The following is a 20158-nucleotide window of genomic DNA, read 5'->3' as shown; positions in this document are numbered from 1 at the left end:
AAGTATACGGCACAGATATCTCTCCTTAATTATGGTTTCGTCGCTTATAATTATAGAGATATTTGTGCTTTTTTTGTATTCAAACATAAAAAAAACGATTGATGATTTTACTCACCAACCGTTAAAAGTGTACAGCCTAACTTTTGAAGGCACATCTATATTAAAGATGTGTCTTTTTTAATAAGTAATTTAAAAAATATCTAGAAAAGCGGAACAAAATAAATTAATATAATAATATAAAGTGAATTTCAAGGGAATGGTGGATGAATTTGAAAAAATTTTAGCTAGTTTAGGTGTTATTTTATTAATCGCAATATTGGGAGTGGCAGTTGTATTTGCATATGGGAGTTACAAAGATTTAGAACTCAAAAAAGAAAAAGTAAAAATGAATGCTAAACAAGAAGACAAAACAAAAACTAGTAAGAAAAATGAAAAACAAATAGATGTTGAAAATGAAATCAATCAGCAAAGTGAAGTAGAAAGTAAAATTCCTCAAAGTGAACAAACAGTGAATGATAATCAACAAATAAATGATAGTAATAATACTGTACAAAGTGCACAAAATGACTCTACTAATTCTCAAAAAGAAAATTCGCAAGAACTTGATGGTGATGGAAAGCCATTACCTGAAATAGAAGTTAATGAATACACTGATGAAAATGGTGATGGTAAACCAGAAACAATAAATGGAAGACCTGCTGGAGATGTTGGGGGACCTAGTGTTTCTGACAAGTATGCTGGCAACTAAAGAGTGGTTCAAAAAATTTAACGAGTAATTTGAAATTATTAAAACAAAGGATTAGTGAATGATGAAAAGTATATTAAGTACAATAACATAATTGCCATTTTGGGCATTTTAGCAGCTGTTGGATTCTTTGGATATAACAAATATCAAGAAGTAGAATTGGAGAAGAATAAGCTACAGGATTAACAAAAAGATAGTAATAGTGATTCAAGATTAAATAGTGATGTGACGAACAATGTAAGTGATTCAAATGAAACTCAAACTGCTGCTCAAGAAGAAGCTAAAGATGGAAGTGATACAGTCATAGTTCATGAGGGCAGTTCAGAAAGAGTTGCGAATAAGGAAGAGTTTTCAGATTTAAGAGTGAATAGAGATAATGTATTTGATTATGTTATTGCAGCAGTTAATCAGAGTGATGGTGGAGATGCATCATTAATCAAATTTCAACAACCAGAATTCTCAGCACAGGGTAATGGACTTTGGAATATAGCTGCAAATAATAAATCAGGCGTGGGCGCTTATACATTTATTGTAAATCAAGATGGCACAGTTTCAATTTATAATGGAACGATGGATGAAAAAATTGACGAACAAAAAGTGAATTTAAAATAAAGGGGAAAATAAATGAAAGAAAAATTAATTGAATTTAGTTTGTTTGGAAAAAAGAATGTTTTAATACAATGTTTTATGCTTATACTGTTTATGTTTGTGTTTACCAATAAGTATAATGCTATCGCTTCAGAAAATGAGCAAAATAAAGAAGTTGATTTAGAAAAACAAACGGCTAGTAATAGAGTAGAAAGAGTTACAGAAAATGAACAGTCACCTTCGGAAAAAAGCTTAAATGATAGTCAATATAAACAAGTAAAAAATAGTACACAGAATGCTGAGATAAGTAACATAGGATTGAAAGATAATGTTTCGAGTAGTGGTGAAAAAGTTAAGCAACAAAAAATAGACAGTAAAAACATTTCAGCACAGAATGAACATTCAACCACTATTAATACTATGACAACTAATTCTAAAGTTAAGGATAATGTAGGTAATTCAGAATCATCATCAATAAATCCAAATACTTTAGCTAATAAAAATAGTGTAATACCGACAAGTACGAGTAAAATGCAGGCAATCAATAAATACGAAAAAGAAAATATAAGTACAAACACAGAAGTAGAAAAATTAGTGAAAGAGCAAAAGCAACGAAACGATAGTAAACTTAAAAATATCAAAGGTAATAATTCATTTAAAGAAACATACCGTGATCAACAATATGTAGGAATATTAAGCATTGAAACAGATCGTACAAATTATAAACCAGGTGATACGGTTAAAATATATACAGAGTATAATAAAAATTTTGTTAAACCTGTATATAGTGAGGCGATAATATATTCACATAGATCTAGTGGTTGGTTTATTGATGATCCACCTTATCTTTTTGAGCAAACATCCTTGGTTGGTAGGACGACTTCATTTTATAAAAAACCAAATGGTAATTGGGAATCTATTATTAGTATTCAATTACCTAAGAATATGGTAGACGATGCTTTTAATATAACAGTTAATAGTTGGAACGACAGTCAAGATAAATATACTCAATCATTTGGTGGTTTATATAATGATCTCATTATAAAAGTGATGAATGATAGTACAACTTCGACTTTGGGAGGATATAAAGTTGAAGCGTTTGATCAAAGTACTATAAGTAAAGAAGAACATGAAGGTCCCAAATTTATTAAGTATACTACAGATAAAAAGATTTATAATCCCAAAGATATTGTGAAAATAACGATAGAAATGCAAGATGAAAATGATATAGCATATGTACAAGCAAAGTTAAAAACTTTGGAGCCTAATGATTATAAAGATGGTTCCCAAAAATATATTCCAATGAATTTTGCAAATTTCACTAGAAACGTAAACCAATTAAGTAATGGTAATTGGCAAGCAATTATTGAGTTCGAAATACCTTCATATATCAAAACAGGAGACATCATTCTGGATGACCTACTTTCTTCAGATAATTTGGGTAATGATAATAAGATTGATTATGATTTTGAAAAAAAATTATTTAGAGTTGAAAGAACAGAAAATATAGAAAAATTCACAGCGGATTCAGTAGCTGACTTTTCAAAAGAAATTAGAGGCAAAGCAACATCAAATATGACAATCTACGCTTATGTGAATAACAAACAAATAGGAAAAGCAGAAGTTATTGATGGAAAGTATTTTATGAAGATACCTAAGCAAAGCGCTGGAACTAATATTCAAATATTCACCAAAAATAAATATAATAATAAAAGTAAAGTTATCACAGTAAGAGTGATAGATAGAACAGCGCCTATGGTACCTACGGCGAATAAACTGACACCAAAATCTAAAATCATTAGTGGAAAAAGTGAAAAATATTCAACTTTGTATGTTTATAGAGGAACTACAAAAATAGGCCAGGTAAAGGTGGATTCGAAAGGTAATTATAAATTAAATATTAAAGCACAGAAAAAAGGTGCTAAATTGACATTATATGCAATGGATGCAGCAAAAAATAAAAGTAAAAAAATATATATTAAAGTTAATTAAATACGAATTCAAAATAAAGCATATCCAGAATTTTGGATATGCTTTATTTTTATAAACTATATATTCAATGTTTATCTATATTATTTAGTAGGAGATCGTTTGAACAATACCCCTTACCCAATGTTACTTGATGATTTCAATTGTTAGTGGTACAACAAAGTCTTCGCCTTTATTCACCGTGATAATACCAATGATTGCATAAACAAATCCTGCAACTGATAAAATGAATAGAGGGATGTAACCAATTAGAATAATTGTTAATATCAAAGATGCAATAATGTATATACTATAGCTTATTGCATAATTCAAGTAGTTCTTACCTTGCTTATTTAAATATTCAGATTCATCTTTTTTCATAAGCCATATAATTAATGGGCCAATAAATCCTGTGAATATATTTAATATCCATATTAGCATTGCCATTGTCTTATCATTTTGACTCACATTCGGAAAGGCATTTGGGTCTTTGGATTGATTTAGAAAGTTCATTTTTGACTCCTTAAAATTTTTATATGTAAAACCGTATTACTATATAATTAGTTTAATTGATTTTGCAAAACTTGTATAGATGCTTTTAAGATTAATATAAACAAAAGGATGGACTTTTGAAAAAACATCATTTTTCTTATAAATTCATAGTTTATTATATTGTTTGAAATATTGTAATGCTTTTTAAATACGTGAAATCTTAAAAAACGGTTCATATAATCTATTGATCATGAACAGTTCCATCATCTTCAACTATAAAAACATAAGATCCGTGGCCACTTTTATTATTAGCTAAAATTTTCCAATGTCCATTTTCATAAGTTGGTTCTTGAAAAGTAACTAAACTTGGATCGCCACCATTAGCTTTAAAATCATCTAATAAATAATCAAATACATTATTACGATTCACTACATTTGAATTTTCTTCTTGTGTACTTTGCTCTTGAGTATTGCTTTCATTACTTGTAGTTTGCGTTGTGTTGTTGTTCACCTCATTTTCATTATTATCTTCATTTGTAGATTTATCATCTTTGTTGTCGTCTATTTTGGATTGTAACTGGCTCTTTTCTAACTCTACTGCTTGATATTTAGTGTATCCAAAAAATCCAACAGCTGCTAATATGCCTAAAATGGCAATTATTGTTATTGTACTTAATAATTTTTTCATATTTTCCTCTTTCAATCTAAAAATTTAGTTGCTATTACTATTAATTGTTTCGCCAGGTTGTCCTATTTCTCCTCTTGCTTGCATATCATATATTTTCTTTTGCTTAGCATATTCAGCATCAGGGTCCCAATCTTTATCTATGTCTTCGTCTTGGGTAGGTGCTCCACCTGATTGTGACATTACATTTTTCTCATATTGGGCTTCTTCCTCAGGAGAATTAAAATCACCAGTATAATCTATGCCATTCTTAGTTTTTTTAATTTCTTCACCGTCTTCTGTTGTTCGTACTTCCTCAGTATTGAGTTCTTCGTTCGTATTATTACTTTGTATATTATTTGTGTTTGTTGATGCTTGATTTGATTGCTCATCAACTTGACTTTGCTGTTCTTTTTCTGAAGTTTTGTTTCCACTATCTTTCTTTTTTTGATCAGTTACTTTAGCTTCTTCTTTTTTGAGCTCTAAATCTTTGTAACTCCCATACGCGAATACAACCGCAATCCCCAATATTGCAACTAGTAAAATTACTCCCAAACTTGCTAAAACTTTTTTCAATTAACTATCCCCATTCTTTTGGTTTTTACTTTGTATTATTATATTAATTTATTTTGTTCCACTTTTCTATATATTTTTTAACTATTTATCAATGTATTGTAATATTATGATGAAAAGCTTATAAATTCATAAAATTATAGAGTGTTATGAAGGGAAATTAAATTTTAAAAGTGATTCAGGTATTACGCCATTAGAATTTGCTAGGGAAGTGCTGGAAAAGATAGACGTATTTGAGAAAGATACTCTGGAAGCATGGTATAAATTAAATAAGACACATAGAGAAGAATACTTTTATCAGTTAATGGAATCGATGGGTGGATCAAAACATGGCTGAAAATAATTAAGATTATAGAAGTGGAGAATGCTTATAAAACAATCTGATGAATTAGATAAAACGGAAAAGAAACAGTTAATTAAAGATGATTTAAAAGATAAAGTAATGGTCATTTCTTCAGAAGTATATCAATTATTCAGTTTAACTTGTATTGTCGCTATTGAGGATAAGTAGTTCAAAGGCGTAGTTACTTTCAAATGAACTATCCCCATTCAAGTAGACAGATAAATAATTAAATTAGGTGCTCTGCCAAGTTGGACTGACGAACCAATTTCTTCGACTATGTTAGCAGTCATGACTATATAAGTTTCTATATTACATTGATAGAAAGGGTTTATAATAAGCAGCGAGTAATAACATGAAAAACGGTCGATGATTTTACTCATCAACCGTTAAAAATACAAATTAATTAAATTATAAAAGACTAATTAATCTAGAATGCAAAATAAAAAATGTGGAATAATTTTAATTACTGATTGTTCGAATTAATATAAGAATCCGGATTGACTGAATATTCATTTCCAACTCCACCGTGCATACGTTGGAAGTGTAAATGCGGAGCTGTTGAATTACCAGTATTGCCAGATTGTCCAATTTGTTGTCCAGCTTTAACTGTGTCACCTTTTTGAACGTTTAATTTATTCATGTGCATATACCATTGGTAATAGTCACTATTCTTTTCTTTAATTGTTACTTGGTTACCGCCCCCGTAATTACTCCAACCGCTTTGGATCACGGTACCATCACCTAAAGCGTATACAGGCGTGTTTTCAGGCATAGCATAGTCTACACCGTAGTGAGCGCCACCACCATGGTATTGACCATACTCTTGTAATTTTTTGTTTTTTGTTAACCAAGATGATGAAGTTGCTACGTCACCATGTGCTTCTGTAGTGTTTTTTATAGAATCATTATTTATTTGCGCTTCAGAAGAGGCATCATTAGAGTTGGTAGTTTCTTGGTTAGGATAAGAATTATTCGAATTGTCTACACTATTATTTCTAATCTCATTATTATTAGATTCAAGTGATTGACTTTCACTTAAAGTATTTTCTTTATACCCATTTTTTTCAATAGATTGGTGTGACTGGCTTGGGGAATAATCATTATCTTCCATATCAAAATAATAGTAATGTGCAATGCCATTAGCGTCTATTTTATAAGATTTATACTCTTTATTATCAAACATAGATTGATTCCAATTGCCATCTAAAGTATGGTGGTAATTACCTTGACTATCGACAGTATAGTAAATGCCGTTTTCTATACCTGTATAGCTTTGATTTTGTTGAGTAGAAGTATTGCTGTGTTCTGAAGCTTGAGTGTCTTGTTGAACAGCTCCCATTGTTAAAATCCCGATAGTAACTAATGAAGTTGATAATAACTTTTTCATTTTTAAAATCCTTCCTTTTCTAATCTATAGAATATAAATTATCATTTCTTAATTTAGAAATAAATACTTGTAATCGATATGTATATAACCGTTAAAAAGTAGAAATATTAATTAAATAATATTACTGACTTTCGAATTTTCAGAATTCTATACTGTTTGTAAAAACTGTAATATAGTAACTGCTTTTATCGTATAATTTACAAAAAGAAAGTGAATTTATAGGATATAACAAATGAAATAATAAGGATTTAAAGTGTCGCTTACTTTTATTGAAGAAAATATGAATACTGAGAAAGATTTTAATATAAACGAAATAAAGATTGTTGTTACAAATGATTATTTGAGCGCTTTAAAACTTCATATACGCAAAAAAGACTGAGAGTATATCAGTCTTTCGCGCATCTCTACAAGTCCAACAATTTTTCAACTTTTGCTGTCACCGCATGCACATCTTTATTTACTTTTTCTGGCAAGGTTTTACTTCTGTTTAAATTATCTACATGCAAGACTGATATATTGTAAATACCGGAGAGATTTAATGGATATTTCATAACTTTGTAGCCCAAATTTCCTTTTAGCTTATGAAAAATCTCGGGACCGCCTTGTGTATAAATGATGATAACTTTTTTGCCTTTCCACAGCCCTTTTTTAAAATATTGTTTCTTCTTGAAGCTAAATGCGCGCTCTGGCCAAAATGTTTGATCAATAAAGCTTTTTAGGACAGGTGGTATATTAAACCAATATAAAGGATAAATAAAGATTAAAGTCGCTGAAGCTTCAATCTGATTAATCATTTTCTCCTGTTGAGGTGTTAGTTGGGTATGGTAGCCATTACTTAAAAAGAAATCCATATCTGTCTGTTGTAAATTTATATCATAAAATTTATTTTCTGGTAGTGTTTGAATCACATTTTGATAAAGATCATAACAAACACCTGATTGATTACCGCCATATATCACACTAATCATAGTTATCGCCTCTTTCCTTTAACGCTTGAAATATTACGTTTTTATTAGTTTCATATTGCTCATCTTTAGCCAAATTATGTAGCTTTTTTAGTTTTTGAAGGACATAGATTTGATTATTTAGCTGCGCCTCTTTTTCTAAAATTAATTTTTGGAGAAAGTCATTAGATTGCTCATTACAACTTTTTGAAATGGGTTTATTAAATAAATGAATGATATATTTAATACTTTGTAATTCGATATCAAGTGCTTTTAAATCGATAATCAATTGTAATGTGAATAAGACGTCATCATTAAAATTACGATAATTATTGTCGTCTCTTGGTATGTTTAATAGCCCTAATTTTTCATAATATCTAATTTGTGATTTACTAATATCAAAACGTTTAGCAACTTCATCAATATTCATAGTCATCAGCTCCCAATTCGAGATTAACATTAAAGTTTAATTTAATGTCAACGCAAATTATAAATGCATTATGAAATATGTTAGATTTAGGAAGAATCGATGGATTGAAGTTCTCTATTTTACAATAAAGGTGTGAGAAAAATTAAAGAACGGCAGGCGATTGAAATACTTTGGAAGACGCATAAATATGAAGTTATGTGGCATGATCAAAAAAGTTACAATCGAATTAGAGCGATGCTTAAAGCTAACTGTACTTATGATGAGGTTGAAAAGGAGATTCAAAATGCTTTATCTATGCAACCGAGCAAAGGGTCTGTGGTTAATGCATATAGTCATGTGTGGGGGTATTTTAAAAAGTTTAACAGGGTCTCAGAGAAGGAATTATTTAAAAAACTAAAAGACCAATATTTATCAGATCAGGTATCAGAAACTACACTTTTGCAATTCATATATTGTATGACCATCTATTACAATATTCAGTATTTAAAAGAGTCATCGTTAATTCAAAATTTCAATATGACAGATGACACGGATAATGATTCATTGCATTAGTATAATAATAGGACTAAAAAATATGCTCCTCTCAACGTTCACATTTTTGGAATGTGTACTGTGAAAGGAGCACATATCATATTTATAAATTTAATACTTGTTTTGTGCATCGCTTGGTAATAATATCGATGCAACGAGTGCAGTGATTGAAATTGCAGCAATAATCATAAACATACTTATAAAGTGTGTGAGTGAAGTGAGATAAATAGATAGTATTGGAGCAAGTGCAGTTCCTAAAAATAAGATAAATGTATTCACAGATAGGAAAAAACCTCTATTGCCATATACCACCATATTTACTTTTGAGATAACTAAAGGTACAGAAAATGCAATACCAGCTACAAAACAAACGCTAAGTATGGTTATGAGTAAAATATTATGAGTTGAAGGTATTAATATTAGAGTTAAAGCACATGTAGCTAGCGCTAAATTTAATACACGTTTGACGCCGAACCTACTACTAATACGACCTGAGATGAGCGAACTTAGCATGCCGAAGACACCAAACAGTTTTACAAGAAATGCAGTATGCGCATCACCATTGATAAAGTCAGAAACAATGTATTCATTCATAATATTGTACATTGAGATAAACATTGGAAGTAGTGTGAGTGAAATAAAATAGCAGATAAGTACTTTTTGATTTTGAGCAAAGTCCTTAAAATTACTGAAGTATTTTAATAATTGAACATTGGGATTTCTAACAGGACTTTCAGGTACTTTTTTGAAAATGAGTACTGCAAGCATGATATATAAAACGCTAAGCGTGAAAAAGACAATATGCCAATCAAAGTAACGAATTAATATTTCAGCATAGTTTTGACCTAAAACACCAGATAACATGAAACTTGTACTAATAAAGCTGACTGCTGTTAAGCGTTTCGCAACAGGATAGGTCTCTGTTGTATAGGTAATTGCGACTGGAGAGAAGGCAGCTGCAAAGATACCTTGTATAGCTCGTAGAATTAATAATAATGTAAATGACTGAGCGAAGCCTATAGCGAAACAAATGATGATTAGTCCTATGAGTGAAAAGAGAATGACGCGAATTCTACCGTATTTTTCTGAAAATGTGCCGTAAAATAAACAGCTAATGGAATAAGAAATTGAAAAAACCACACCATTCATTGCTGCGAGCGATGGCGAAATTTGAAAGTCATGCGATAAAGTATCCGTTAGGGGAATGGCAGTATACAAACTGCACATAACTAATATTCCAGAAATGAATAAAATTGATGTTATAAGATTATAATTATTAGTATTTGCCATACATATACTCCTTAAAAACTGAATTATCTTCATTATTACATTTAAATAAATGTACAAAAACAATTTTCAAGAAAATAAATGTGTAAAATTAAATGTAATATCACTTTGGTTTCTTTAAAATTGCAACCATGCAATATCTATGAGTTTTAGATAATATTTCAACACAAAACCCATAAAAAATAAGCGTCCCATCTACTTGAAATCAACTAATCAAGTGAAATGAAACGCTAATTTGTAGTTATTTTAATCGAACGTGATGGTTTGTGGAGAATCGACATTATCATCATTCATTAACTTAATAGCTTTCGGTGTAACTTTGAGGACACATAAATCTGGGTCTTCTTTAGAGTCGAAGAAAGTTTTATCTTGCTTTTCCCATAGCCAGTCAATCGTTTCTTGATCTTTAAGGATATCGACATTTGCTTCAATTTCTAGGAAACTGCGATTTTTTGTTTCGTCATACCCTATGAGAATATGAGCCTTAGGATTATTCTGGAATTCAGTGACTTTTGTTGAGTCGATGCTTGTCTTAGTATACAGTGTAAGACCATCGTTATAAAAAACCATATATCTACTGTTAGGGACATTGTTATGCGCTGTTGATAACACACCTATATTTGATTTATCTAAAATGCTGTTAATTTCAGCTTGTACTTGTTCATTATTCATTTTCTAATCACCTCTACTATTTATATACCCTAAAGGTCGATTCGCTATGCATAAGCAAATATTCTACGCTTTAATAGTTATGACATCCATTCAATGGTATGGTATGAGTATTAGAAAAATTTATACTGTGAAGCACTTTGTTCATAGAAAAGAGGGGTTGTATGCACTTAGGAATCTTGCTTAATCGAGTATTTAGACTTGAAGGTAATCCTTTATTTAATTATATAGCAGAGCATCTTCATGAAATAGAAAAACTGTATTTAATTCTACCAATTGAAGATTTGTCGGATGCGGCATCTGTTAAGCGTGAGCATTATCACAAAATGGTAGAAAGCTTCGTTAGTAATTTGTCAAAAAGTAATATTAGTCCTTATATAGTTAATTACGATAAGCTAGGTGAATTGTCGGCTGATTTAAATTTATCACATATATTAGTTGGGCGAGATATCATGAGCTACCATAGTGACATATACGATTACCCACACATAAAAGCAGCATTTCAAAAACAAGGCATTGATGTGATAGGTCAACGTGTGAACCATTATTTCCTACCTACAAAGACATTGAATCAACAACAAAAACCATATAAAGTGTTTACCAGCTTTTATAAAGCGAATCGAAAAAACATTATTTCTAAACCAACAAAAAACTATCAACTTAAGCAACTAAGCCTATATGCTGAGAAGGGTACTAATCAAAGTCATTTTAATGTAAATATGAATAACAATATTGAGCGACAAGCACGTAAGGCTTGGCAATCATTTTTAAATAATGATATTTCGTATTATCAGCAATGGAATGATGATGTTGCATTAGATTTTGTTAGTGGTATTAGTCAATATTTGGCGTATGGGGTGCTTGATATTCAAGAAATTCTAAATGATTTATTGGATGTTTATGATCAAGATGAAGCAAATTGTGAATCGTTTATAAGAGAGCTAATGTTCCGTGAATTTTACTATGTTTTAATGGTGTATTATCCAGAAACTGCAAAGGTATCGTTTTCCGAAAAATATCGTAGGATGCAATGGTCAAATAATCAAACGCATTTTGACGCGTGGAAGCAAGGGCAAACAGGTTATCCAATTGTGGATGCAGCTATGCAGAAGTTAAACCGTACGGGTCTTATGCATAATCGTTTAAGAATGGTCGTCTCTCAATTTTTAACGAAACATTTATTTATTGATTGGACATGGGGAGAATCATATTTTAGAAAATATCTGCTTGATTATGATAGTGCATCGAACGTACATGGTTGGCAATGGTCAGCATCTACCGGGACAGATGCTGTACCATACTTTAGAATGTTTAATCCAATTCGCCAAAGTGAGCGTTTTGATTCGAAAGGTTATTTTATTAAATACCAATTAGAGATATTTGAAAATGTTGAAGAAAAATACGTACATAATCCAACTAAATACAGAAATGAACTTTTAGAGAAATATCAAGTAGAAGTGGGGAAAGATTATCCAAAAACAATCGTAGACCATAAAGCGAGTAGAGAGTATGTGATGCATCAGTTCAAACAATTTTAAACAAGAAAACAACAATACAAAAATATAATTTAAACAGAAAATAAAGCGTGTATTTAATAGTTTGGAATGGTAAAAACATTCATTATAGAATTATCGTGTTACAGATTCAACTACTGAAACCATGTCATCATTAATAACTAAATCAGCATCGCTATCATATGGCGTAGTGTCTTTATTAATAATGATTAAGTTCTGTCCTTCAAAATATGAAATCAGTCCTGCTGCTGGTTGGACTACAAGAGAAGATCCTAAAACAACTAAAGTGTTTGCTTCTCGAATTTTATTTATTGCACGTGATATTGTATTTTGATTTAACATTTCACCATACAATACAATATCGGGTCTTATAGGATTTCCACATACATCGCATTGACGTATATCCTCTGTCATAACTTCATTTTTTGAATATTGTTTATGGCAGTCAATACAATAAAATCGATTCAACGTACCGTGAAGTTCATCTACATTCGAGCTACCTGCATCAGCATGTAGACCATCAATATTTTGAGTGATGACGCCTAATGAACGTTTATCCTGCTCAAGTTGAGCAATCCACTGATGTACAAGGTTTGGTTGTTTATCGGCTACTAATAAACGTTTGTGATAAAAGTCAACGAAACCTTTGGGATCATCTTGAAGATAATTTGTACTTAATAAATACTCAGGTGAATAACCATCTTTTGAAATTTCGTCGAATAAGCCACCCATTGAGCGGAAATCTGGCACACCACTTGCGACTGATACCCCGGCACCTGTAAAAAAGGTGATTTTGTTAGAGTTAGCAATAATATTTTTGAATTGTTCGATACTAGTATCCATAGTGTTCACTCCATTAATAGTTTAGAATCAAATTTTTACTTGTTGTCTAGTTTTAAAAGTAATAATTTAATTTTAGGACGCAGTAAACATTTTAGCAAATAGAAGTAAATTATTAAGAATTTATTGTCATGGATCTTAAGCAAAATAAAGTACTATTCTTAAGAATTAAACTATAATAATAAGCAATATTATGAAGATAGAGGTAATGTTATGAAAAAATTGTGGGTTTGGTTAACTGTGATAGTAGCTATTATCGTTGTCGCGGTTCTAGGTATAGTTATTAGTCAACATCAGTCTAATCATAAAAGTATGGAAAGCTCAAATTTTACAAAAAACCAAACGCCAACGTTGTTTTTACATGGTTATGGTGGAAGTGCTAATTCTGAAAAATATATGGTGAAGCGAGCTGAACAACGAGGGGTTACTAATAATACAATCACAGCGATTGTCTCAAAAGAAGGCGCGGTTAAGTTAAAAGGAAAGCTTAAGTCAGGTGCGAGTAATCCAATTGTCAAAATAGAATTAGAAGACAATAAGCAAGGTTACCTCGATAAAAATGCGAAATGGTTTAAAAATGTACTTGTAAAATTGCAAAAAGAATACCATATTAAGCACTTTAATTTTGTAGGACATTCTATGGGTAATTTAACATTTGCACAATATATGATGACTTATGGTAAAGACAACGCATTACCACAGCTTAATAAGCAGGTGAATATTGCTGGAACGTTTAATGGTGTCCTAGACATGAATGAAAAGGTAAATGAAATCAGTGTAGATGATAATGGTAAACCTAGTCGTATGAATCCGCCATTTCAGCAATTACGTGCACTTAAAGATATTTATAACGGGAAAAATATTGAAGTGTTGAATATTTATGGAGACTTGGAAGACGGTACGCACTCTGACGGTCGTGTTTCCAATAGTTCGTCAAAATCATTAAAATACTTACTTGGAGATAGTCCAAAAAACTATAAGGAATCATTATATAAAGGTAAATCGGCACAACATAGTCAGTTACATGAAAATAAAGCAGTTGCCGATGAACTTATTGATTTTCTGTGGGAGAAACAAGAGCATTAAAAGTAATAAAACAAGCGAAGTGCGCTAGGCACCTCGCTTTTTCATTATCCTATTCTGGTTCACCATCTTCGTCATATTTCGTCACAGTACCATCGCTATCAACAATGTAAGATCCAGCGAGGTTGCCATCTTTATCTTCGAACGAGAAGCCCCAGTCTCCGTTATCATCTTGTTCAGGTTCTTTATATGTGTATTGAGAAGTGTTTAATGTATGACCTTCGTAATCTTCGACTTTATCAATGACGTTATCGCGAGTGACTTCAGTATCATTATTATCATCGCTATCTGTACTTTCATTTGAGTCAGTATATTCAGAAATGACAGATGTCCAATTAGCTATTTCACTTTTTGATAGATCTTTGAGAGTGACTGTTTTTGGATTATTAAGTATGCGCGCAGATTCATTTTTTGAATATTCATCTTCGTCCCAACGTTTATCTTGGAAGTGGCTTGGTACAGCATAAACATCTATTGTACCGTCGTTATTATCTTTGTACACGACTTGGCCTGCAGCGGTTGGAGAGCCATAGAGTGCTTGAGTCCCATTAGGGAAGGTAGAAGAAGCACTTTCATTATATGGATTTAATACTTCGCCCGATACATCTTTATGCATGATTTCAGTGTTTGAAATATCGGTACTACCACCATTATCTTCAATTACAGATACCCAAACTTTAGCATAATGTTCAGGAGAAGATGTGCTTTCATCATTACTGTTATTGTTACTAGAAGCAGTATTGTTATTTGATGATGCATTGTCTTTAGTATCGTTGTTACTCGTTTTGTCGTTATTCTTATCGCTATTTTGACTTTGTTTATTAGAATCTTTAGAGTCCCCACCAGATCCCATATTAATATTAATGTCACAAGCTGCTAAAGTTACAGAGGTCATAATCACACCAATAGCTAAATATTTAAATTTCATAAAAATCCCCTTTATATAGTAAAAAAATACATTTTATAGTCATTATACATGATTAGTTGTTAGAAATCTTTTTAAATCTAAAATTTATTGTGTGATAAATAATCAAGAAAAGGTTTTCATAGCAAATCCTTTCAAAGTAGCATTAAATTAGTTACAAATGTCACTTGTTATGACTTGTTAACAGGACTACGATTAAGACAGGTCATTTATAAAAGAGGGGTTAAAATGTTTGGCATAGCTATTGTATTATTGATGATTCTACTCATTTCTAGAATAATGTTAAAAGAAAAGGAAATTGATTTTAAAAGTAAATCACCACTGATACTCATCATTATCGGATTGTTACTAACGATAGTTATCATTCATGCCTATCACGAAAATATGACAATGTATCTTTATATGATTGCAACATGTATCACAGGTTTGGTATTTGGTTTAATTCGTGGTACGACAATAAAGGTTTGGTTGAATCCAACATCTAATAAATGGATGAAGAAAGGAACAATCATTACAGTAATTATTTTCATTATTGGTATTGCTGTAAACGTAGGTATTGAAAAATTATTGTTCCCTGACTTTGTATCAGGTTTGAATAGTATCATGACAACATTACACATTGGTGTGACATTATATGCTGTTAAAATTATGTTAAAAAGAAAAATTGCATAACCTGCAACTAAAGACGTCTTCTAATTAAAAAATTGTATTTTTAAATATGTCTACCGCTCTACACATGTATGATGTGTTACGATATAATAAACGAAACGAGTAGGTGACAAGCTTTAGCTTGTTGACGTGAAATCAGTAACGTAGTGCCTTTCATTGCTAATCAATGGGAGGTGCTTTTTCATTTGGAGGACATTATGGTTAGGTTAAATATATGTATTATCGCTTTATTATGTTTTGTTGCAGGATTAACAGAATTAGTCATCTCGGGTATTTTGCCGTATGTCGCTCAAGAATTTAGTGTATCTATTGCAACTGCAGGTCAATCAGTAACGATATTTGCTTTCATTTTTGCAGTGTCAGGACCATTTATTATTGCTTTTACAACTCAATTCAATAGGAAAAAGTTATTCATCAGTTTCATACTTATTTTTATCATTGGTAATGTACTGACGCTCATCAGTAACACGTTTTTCTTATTTATGCTCTCGCGCATAATATTAGCAATTGGGGTTTCAATGATTATCGCATTGTCATTATCGCTCAGTGTAAAGTTGGTACCGATTTATAGACAATCTCGTGTTATCAGCATATTAACGATGTCAATCAGTACTTCTCTCGTACTCGGTATACCAATGGGCATTATGATTAGTGAATATTTTGGTTGGAAAGCAATATTCATCTTTGTTACTGTTGCGTGTCTCATTATTTTAGTACTAATCATGAAGTATTTCCCGGGTGATATTTCAATCGAGACGGTCACTTTTATGGAACAATCAAAAGCCTTGTTGAATAAAAGTATTAGTTTTGCGCATTTAACAACATTTTTCTTTTTTACTGGGCAAAGTATGTTTTATATTTATTTCACGCCTTTTATACAAGATGAGCTTGGTTTTTCAGCAGGTACTTCAAGCATGTTATATCTTGTCTATGGAATTTGTGCGGTATTTGGCGGCGCGGTAAGTGGTGCATTAGTTGAACGTGTGGGAGCCACAAAGACACTTATAATTGTCATATTGATCTATATAGCGATGATGCTTTCAATCTCAGTTACATCTCATTGGTGGGTATTATTATTGATCAATACAGGTATGTGGGGGATGCTAAGTTGGTCTATCAATACACCTCAACAAACATATTTAATCTATTTAAGTCCCAAGTATGCGAGCTTTAACCAAACGTTTAGTACATCAACGGTACAATTCGGCATTGCCACGGGCTCATTCTTAGGCGCAGTCTTACTTGAATCTATGCAGTCCTATTATATGTTGATTATATTAGGAAGTGCTATTGTTGCAGTTGGATTTATTAGTTTACTGATTTCTATAAAAAGCTTACATTGATTAATTGTAGCAACTAAAATTCTACTCCTTCCAAGAGTTCAATAATTTCACCATTCGGTCCTTTGATAATCGCGTTTTTGACATTGATTGCTGGGCTTCCTAATGCGAGGGACTCTTCTGGATTGATTATGGTTACACCGTTGCGTTGTAAATGTTCTACTACTTCAGTTACAGAATCTACAGTTAATGCAAAATGTAAAATATGTCCGTGTACGTTTTCGTGAAGTGACTTTAGTACATTTCCTTCTCTTGGGACATCAGCATTTTTATCAAATACTTCAATATATGTGCGTTGATCTCGAGATTTTAACATGCAAGCTTCTTTTATTGTATACGCTGGTAATGACCAACTATGTGCTTTAGTAAAATCTAAAAGAGATGTGTAAAATTCAATTGTTTCATCATAGTGCTCAGCCATTATGGCAATGTGTGCTAACCCATATATTTTCATTATTATCGCCTCCTAGGTACAATATAAGTTAAGAAGTTGCGAGGGAACATAGGATAAATAAAGCTATAGATCAAAAAAGTTTATTTAATAAGGAGTTCGCTTAAATGGACCAAACAGATAAAAGGATTATTGCATTATTGAGGGAAGACAGTAGGCAGTCTTACAAGCATATTGCACAAGCTGTTCACTTATCACAACCTGCAGTTAAGGAACGTATATTGAAATTGATTGACCGAAATGCAATTACGAAATTTACAATAGAAACACCAGTACATAACGATGAAGTCATTGCGTTTATTTATATTAAAACTACAAATTGTCAGGAATTGGAAATTTATGTGAGTCAAAGTGTCGAAACAATACACTGTTATAGAATGGCCGGCACTTACAATTATTGTTTAGAAGTTCATGCTACAGATAATCTCAAATTGTTAGAATTTCAAAAGTCACTAAGAGTTTTTGGACCATCACAGTTACATATTATTACTGAAAAAATAAGATGAGAAATGTGTTGATAATACTTACTAAATATATATAATATTTTAAAGAATAATAGACTGATTATAAAATACTTCATGTATCAAAAATTGAGTTTGCTTTAATCAATTTAATATTTGTATAATGTAATTATTAACTTATAGGAGAAAATGTATGAATAATTCACAGAATCAAGTGATTGAAAGTTACAAAGATTTTTGGTTGCGTTTCCTAGATGTCAATGGTAGGTCGAGTAGACCAGATTACTGGCATCCTTTTTGGATTAATTTTATCATTTCGTCGTTATTAGGTATTGTATCTGGAGGATTATTAAGTAGTGTATTTGCTATTGCTATTATTATTCCTACGTTTACAGTGATGGTTCGACGATTACATGATACGAATCGTACTATGATATTAGCTATTGTTTCTTATATTAGTGGATTTATTTCGATGTTAGCAGCTATTGTATTTATTTTAGGAGTGATTACTGTAGTTAGTACAGGAGGCGGAGGTGTCATTGGTACGACATTAATGGCAGGTGTATTTGGAGCTGTAGTTGCTGGATTAGTTACATTATACACACTATTTGTATTGATTTTGCCAGGCAATAAAAAAGGTAATAGATATGGCGATGGTGGTAGCAGTCAAGCCGAAGTAGAAAGCGCAGACGAAAATTTATAATGAAAAAGTTTTATCTTAAAATCCGATTCTATTATTTAAAATAATTATGTAAAATAAAAGGATAGGACAATTTAATGAATTTAAATGAAAAATCGTATATCGAATAGCAAATGATAAATCAATCAAAATCTACAGGCATAGGTTATGTTTTATGTTTTTCCTTAGTTGGTTTTGATGAACACAGATTTTATTTTGATAAGATAGGATCTACCATTGGTTTGCTTTAACGTCTTTGGTTTTATGATGGACTTTTGGAATCCAGACATTTATATGGGGTATAATAGATGCTTTTCTTAATCCTAGTTTGGTAAAAAGAAATGAAGAAATGGTTAGAAAATAAGCTACCGATGAAGTACTTATGATGAAAAATAATTAGTAACAATATGACTTTATAAAAACAATCCTGTTTTTTAATAAGATGAATTGCAATATTAAGAGCAATGCTTTCAAAATTTCATGAAAAAATGCCCATAAACAGCACTCTATTGTAAGATGTTAATAACCACAAAAACACATACAAGGGGTTGCCGATATGAGCAATATTCATCTTACTATAACTGAACGAACACGTATAGAGGTATTAAAAAATGAAAACTATTCTTTGAGGTCGATTGTGCGGGTATTAAAATATTCGGTTTCAAGCATTATTTGAGAAGTTCGTAGCAATAAAATTAATAATACATATAACGTTGAATCTGCTCATTCTAACTATAACTTTAAAAGAAAGAACTGTGGACATCGAGTTAAACTGAATTCTGAAGTTGTGGAGAAAATCATTCATTACCTTAAGCAACACTGGTCACTAGAACAAATTGTTGGGTGCTTATTTTCAGGTAAACTTTCTTTTAAAACGATATATAGATGGATTAATCGTAAACTACTTAATTTTAATGCAATTACATATCTTAGACAAAAAGGTAAACGACAACATCCTAAAGAGACTAGGGGAGAGTTCAACGTTGGCAAGTTAATTTCTGAACGTCTTAAAGAAGTAAGAAGTCGTAATGTTTTTTGTCATTGGGAAGTTGATACTGTTGTGTCAAGCAGAGGGAAAAGCAAAGGTTGCTTTGCCACTTTCTTAGAAAGAAAGTCTCGATATTTATATTGTTTCCAAATGCCTGACCGTTCTGCAAAATCAATGGAAATTGTGATTAAAAAACTGATTTCCTCTCTCCCAACCGGAATAGTTAAAACGATTACTGTAGATCGTGGAAAAGAATTTGTATGTTATAAAACTATTGAAAGTCAATTCGAAAACAACATTTACTTTGCCGATCCTTATTCTGCTTGGCAACGTGGAACAAACGAAAATTCCAACGGTCTACTTAGAGAATTCTTTCCTAAAAAAACAGATTTAGCAAAAACAACCCAAGCAGAATTGTTTTATGCTTTATATTCTATAAATCATTGACCAAGAAAGTGTCTTAATTGGTGTATACCATATGAAATTTTCACTTTAAGTCTGTTTCGGTTAAATTGATAATGCAACATACATAAAAAAAGGGTGTACAGAAAATGAGAATTTTCTGTACACTCTTTCATATAAAAATA

General features: G+C 31.2%; 22 protein-coding genes and 2 pseudogenes. 13 read left to right on the top strand and 11 right to left on the bottom strand.

The window, feature by feature from the left end:
• Positions 1-256: 256 nt before the first annotated feature.
• The 3 genes from BJS11_RS13900 to BJS11_RS04790 all read left to right on the top strand — a co-directional run bounded on the left by BJS11_RS13900 (position 257) and on the right by BJS11_RS04790 (position 3325).
• Positions 257-748, top strand: a complete 492-nt coding sequence (locus BJS11_RS13900) for a hypothetical protein (protein WP_069996630.1) — start codon at positions 257-259, stop codon at positions 746-748.
• Between the two features lie 222 nt (positions 749-970).
• A complete protein-coding gene (locus BJS11_RS13895) occupies positions 971-1357 on the top strand; it encodes a hypothetical protein (protein WP_245167068.1) in 387 nt (128 codons plus the stop codon).
• A gap of 12 nt (positions 1358-1369) precedes the next feature.
• The gene (locus BJS11_RS04790; RefSeq protein WP_069996629.1) at positions 1370-3325 is read left to right on the top strand and encodes an Ig-like domain-containing protein; all 1956 of its coding nucleotides are present in this window, start codon (positions 1370-1372) and stop codon (positions 3323-3325) included.
• Between the two features lie 123 nt (positions 3326-3448).
• Here BJS11_RS04790 and BJS11_RS04785 read toward each other — a convergent pair whose 3' ends face one another.
• From BJS11_RS04785 to BJS11_RS04775, 3 genes are all read right to left on the bottom strand, one after another.
• On the bottom strand, positions 3449-3814 hold the full coding sequence (locus BJS11_RS04785; protein ID WP_069996628.1) for a DUF4870 domain-containing protein: 366 nt from the start codon (positions 3812-3814) through the stop codon (positions 3449-3451).
• A gap of 220 nt (positions 3815-4034) precedes the next feature.
• Complete coding sequence (locus BJS11_RS13890; RefSeq protein WP_245167066.1) at positions 4035-4481, bottom strand: hypothetical protein; 447 nt, start codon at positions 4479-4481, stop codon at positions 4035-4037.
• Positions 4482-4505: 24 nt separating this feature from the next.
• Positions 4506-5033 (bottom strand): hypothetical protein, encoded by a 528-nt coding sequence (locus tag BJS11_RS04775; protein WP_069996627.1) that lies wholly within the window; start codon positions 5031-5033, stop codon positions 4506-4508.
• A 160-nt stretch (positions 5034-5193) separates the two neighbouring features.
• Between BJS11_RS04775 and BJS11_RS13885 the strand changes: the two are divergent.
• Together BJS11_RS13885 and BJS11_RS13695 are read left to right on the top strand one after the other, a co-directional pair.
• Positions 5194-5367 (top strand): annotated as a pseudogene (locus tag BJS11_RS13885) (glutamine amidotransferase); the annotation flags it as partial.
• Between the two features lie 27 nt (positions 5368-5394).
• Positions 5395-5541 (top strand): hypothetical protein, encoded by a 147-nt coding sequence (locus BJS11_RS13695; RefSeq protein ID WP_159427250.1) that lies wholly within the window; start codon positions 5395-5397, stop codon positions 5539-5541.
• Between the two features lie 295 nt (positions 5542-5836).
• Here the strand turns inward: BJS11_RS13695 and BJS11_RS04770 are convergent, their stop codons facing one another.
• The 3 genes from BJS11_RS04770 to BJS11_RS04760 all read right to left on the bottom strand — a co-directional run bounded on the left by BJS11_RS04770 (position 5837) and on the right by BJS11_RS04760 (position 8134).
• Complete coding sequence (locus BJS11_RS04770; protein ID WP_069996626.1) at positions 5837-6760, bottom strand: M23 family metallopeptidase; 924 nt, start codon at positions 6758-6760, stop codon at positions 5837-5839.
• A gap of 404 nt (positions 6761-7164) precedes the next feature.
• On the bottom strand, positions 7165-7728 hold the full coding sequence (locus BJS11_RS04765; protein WP_069996625.1) for an NAD(P)H-dependent oxidoreductase: 564 nt from the start codon (positions 7726-7728) through the stop codon (positions 7165-7167).
• Positions 7721-8134: a MerR family transcriptional regulator gene (locus tag BJS11_RS04760; RefSeq protein WP_069996624.1), complete on the bottom strand. Its 414-nt coding sequence runs from the start codon at positions 8132-8134 to the stop codon at positions 7721-7723. The genes BJS11_RS04765 and BJS11_RS04760 overlap by 8 nt, the downstream gene beginning before the upstream one ends.
• 132 nt (positions 8135-8266) lie before the next feature.
• Between BJS11_RS04760 and BJS11_RS04755 the strand changes: the two genes are divergently transcribed.
• The gene (locus tag BJS11_RS04755; RefSeq protein WP_180365229.1) at positions 8267-8686 is read left to right on the top strand and encodes a DUF1722 domain-containing protein; all 420 of its coding nucleotides are present in this window, start codon (positions 8267-8269) and stop codon (positions 8684-8686) included.
• A 90-nt stretch (positions 8687-8776) separates the two neighbouring features.
• Here the strand turns inward: BJS11_RS04755 and BJS11_RS04750 are convergent, their stop codons facing one another.
• Together BJS11_RS04750 and BJS11_RS04745 are read right to left on the bottom strand one after the other, a co-directional pair.
• Entirely contained in the window at positions 8777-9955 is a 1179-nt protein-coding gene (locus tag BJS11_RS04750) for an MFS transporter (RefSeq protein WP_069996623.1), read from the bottom strand.
• 243 nt (positions 9956-10198) lie between these two features.
• Positions 10199-10624 (bottom strand): pyridoxamine 5'-phosphate oxidase family protein, encoded by a 426-nt coding sequence (locus tag BJS11_RS04745; RefSeq protein ID WP_069996622.1) that lies wholly within the window; start codon positions 10622-10624, stop codon positions 10199-10201.
• A 161-nt stretch (positions 10625-10785) separates the two neighbouring features.
• Between BJS11_RS04745 and BJS11_RS04740 the strand changes: the two genes are divergently transcribed.
• On the top strand, positions 10786-12159 hold the full coding sequence (locus BJS11_RS04740) for a cryptochrome/photolyase family protein (RefSeq protein ID WP_069996621.1): 1374 nt from the start codon (positions 10786-10788) through the stop codon (positions 12157-12159).
• A gap of 90 nt (positions 12160-12249) precedes the next feature.
• Here BJS11_RS04740 and BJS11_RS04735 read toward each other — a convergent pair whose 3' ends face one another.
• Positions 12250-12978 carry an NAD-dependent protein deacylase gene (locus BJS11_RS04735; RefSeq protein WP_069996620.1) on the bottom strand — a complete coding sequence of 243 codons (729 nt, stop codon included), beginning with the start codon at positions 12976-12978 and terminating at the stop codon, positions 12250-12252.
• A gap of 210 nt (positions 12979-13188) precedes the next feature.
• Here BJS11_RS04735 and BJS11_RS04730 point away from each other — a divergent pair, with 210 nt between their 5' ends.
• On the top strand, positions 13189-14061 hold the full coding sequence (locus tag BJS11_RS04730; protein ID WP_069996619.1) for an alpha/beta hydrolase: 873 nt from the start codon (positions 13189-13191) through the stop codon (positions 14059-14061).
• 49 nt (positions 14062-14110) lie between these two features.
• On the opposite strand, the gene BJS11_RS04725 is transcribed toward BJS11_RS04730, so the two are convergent.
• Positions 14111-14986 (bottom strand): YdeJ family lipoprotein, encoded by an 876-nt coding sequence (locus BJS11_RS04725; RefSeq protein WP_081333139.1) that lies wholly within the window; start codon positions 14984-14986, stop codon positions 14111-14113.
• Between the two features lie 225 nt (positions 14987-15211).
• On the opposite strand from BJS11_RS04725, the gene BJS11_RS04720 reads away from it, so the two are divergent.
• A complete protein-coding gene (locus BJS11_RS04720; RefSeq protein WP_069996618.1) occupies positions 15212-15655 on the top strand; it encodes a hypothetical protein in 444 nt (147 codons plus the stop codon).
• Between the two features lie 194 nt (positions 15656-15849).
• Entirely contained in the window at positions 15850-16995 is a 1146-nt protein-coding gene (locus BJS11_RS04715; protein ID WP_069996617.1) for an MFS transporter, read from the top strand.
• Between the two features lie 13 nt (positions 16996-17008).
• Here the strand turns inward: BJS11_RS04715 and BJS11_RS04710 are convergent, their stop codons facing one another.
• Positions 17009-17446: a VOC family protein gene (locus BJS11_RS04710; RefSeq protein WP_069996616.1), complete on the bottom strand. Its 438-nt coding sequence runs from the start codon at positions 17444-17446 to the stop codon at positions 17009-17011.
• A gap of 104 nt (positions 17447-17550) precedes the next feature.
• Between BJS11_RS04710 and BJS11_RS04705 the strand changes: the two genes are divergently transcribed.
• The 3 genes and pseudogenes from BJS11_RS04705 (at position 17551) to BJS11_RS04695 (ending at position 20087) form a co-directional block, all read left to right on the top strand.
• Positions 17551-17949 (top strand): Lrp/AsnC family transcriptional regulator, encoded by a 399-nt coding sequence (locus BJS11_RS04705; protein WP_069996615.1) that lies wholly within the window; start codon positions 17551-17553, stop codon positions 17947-17949.
• A 148-nt stretch (positions 17950-18097) separates the two neighbouring features.
• Positions 18098-18607, top strand: coding sequence for a DUF805 domain-containing protein (locus tag BJS11_RS04700; protein ID WP_069996614.1), 510 nt, complete (start codon positions 18098-18100; stop codon positions 18605-18607).
• 532 nt (positions 18608-19139) lie between these two features.
• A pseudogene (locus BJS11_RS04695) lies at positions 19140-20087 on the top strand (IS30 family transposase).
• Positions 20088-20158: the final 71 nt, after the last annotated feature.

Source organism: Staphylococcus caeli (genome assembly GCF_900097965.1).
GTDB lineage: Bacteria > Bacillota > Bacilli > Staphylococcales > Staphylococcaceae > Staphylococcus > Staphylococcus caeli.
The sequence above is the reverse complement of the archived record's forward strand: the minus strand, read 5'-3'. Positions and strand labels throughout refer to the sequence as shown.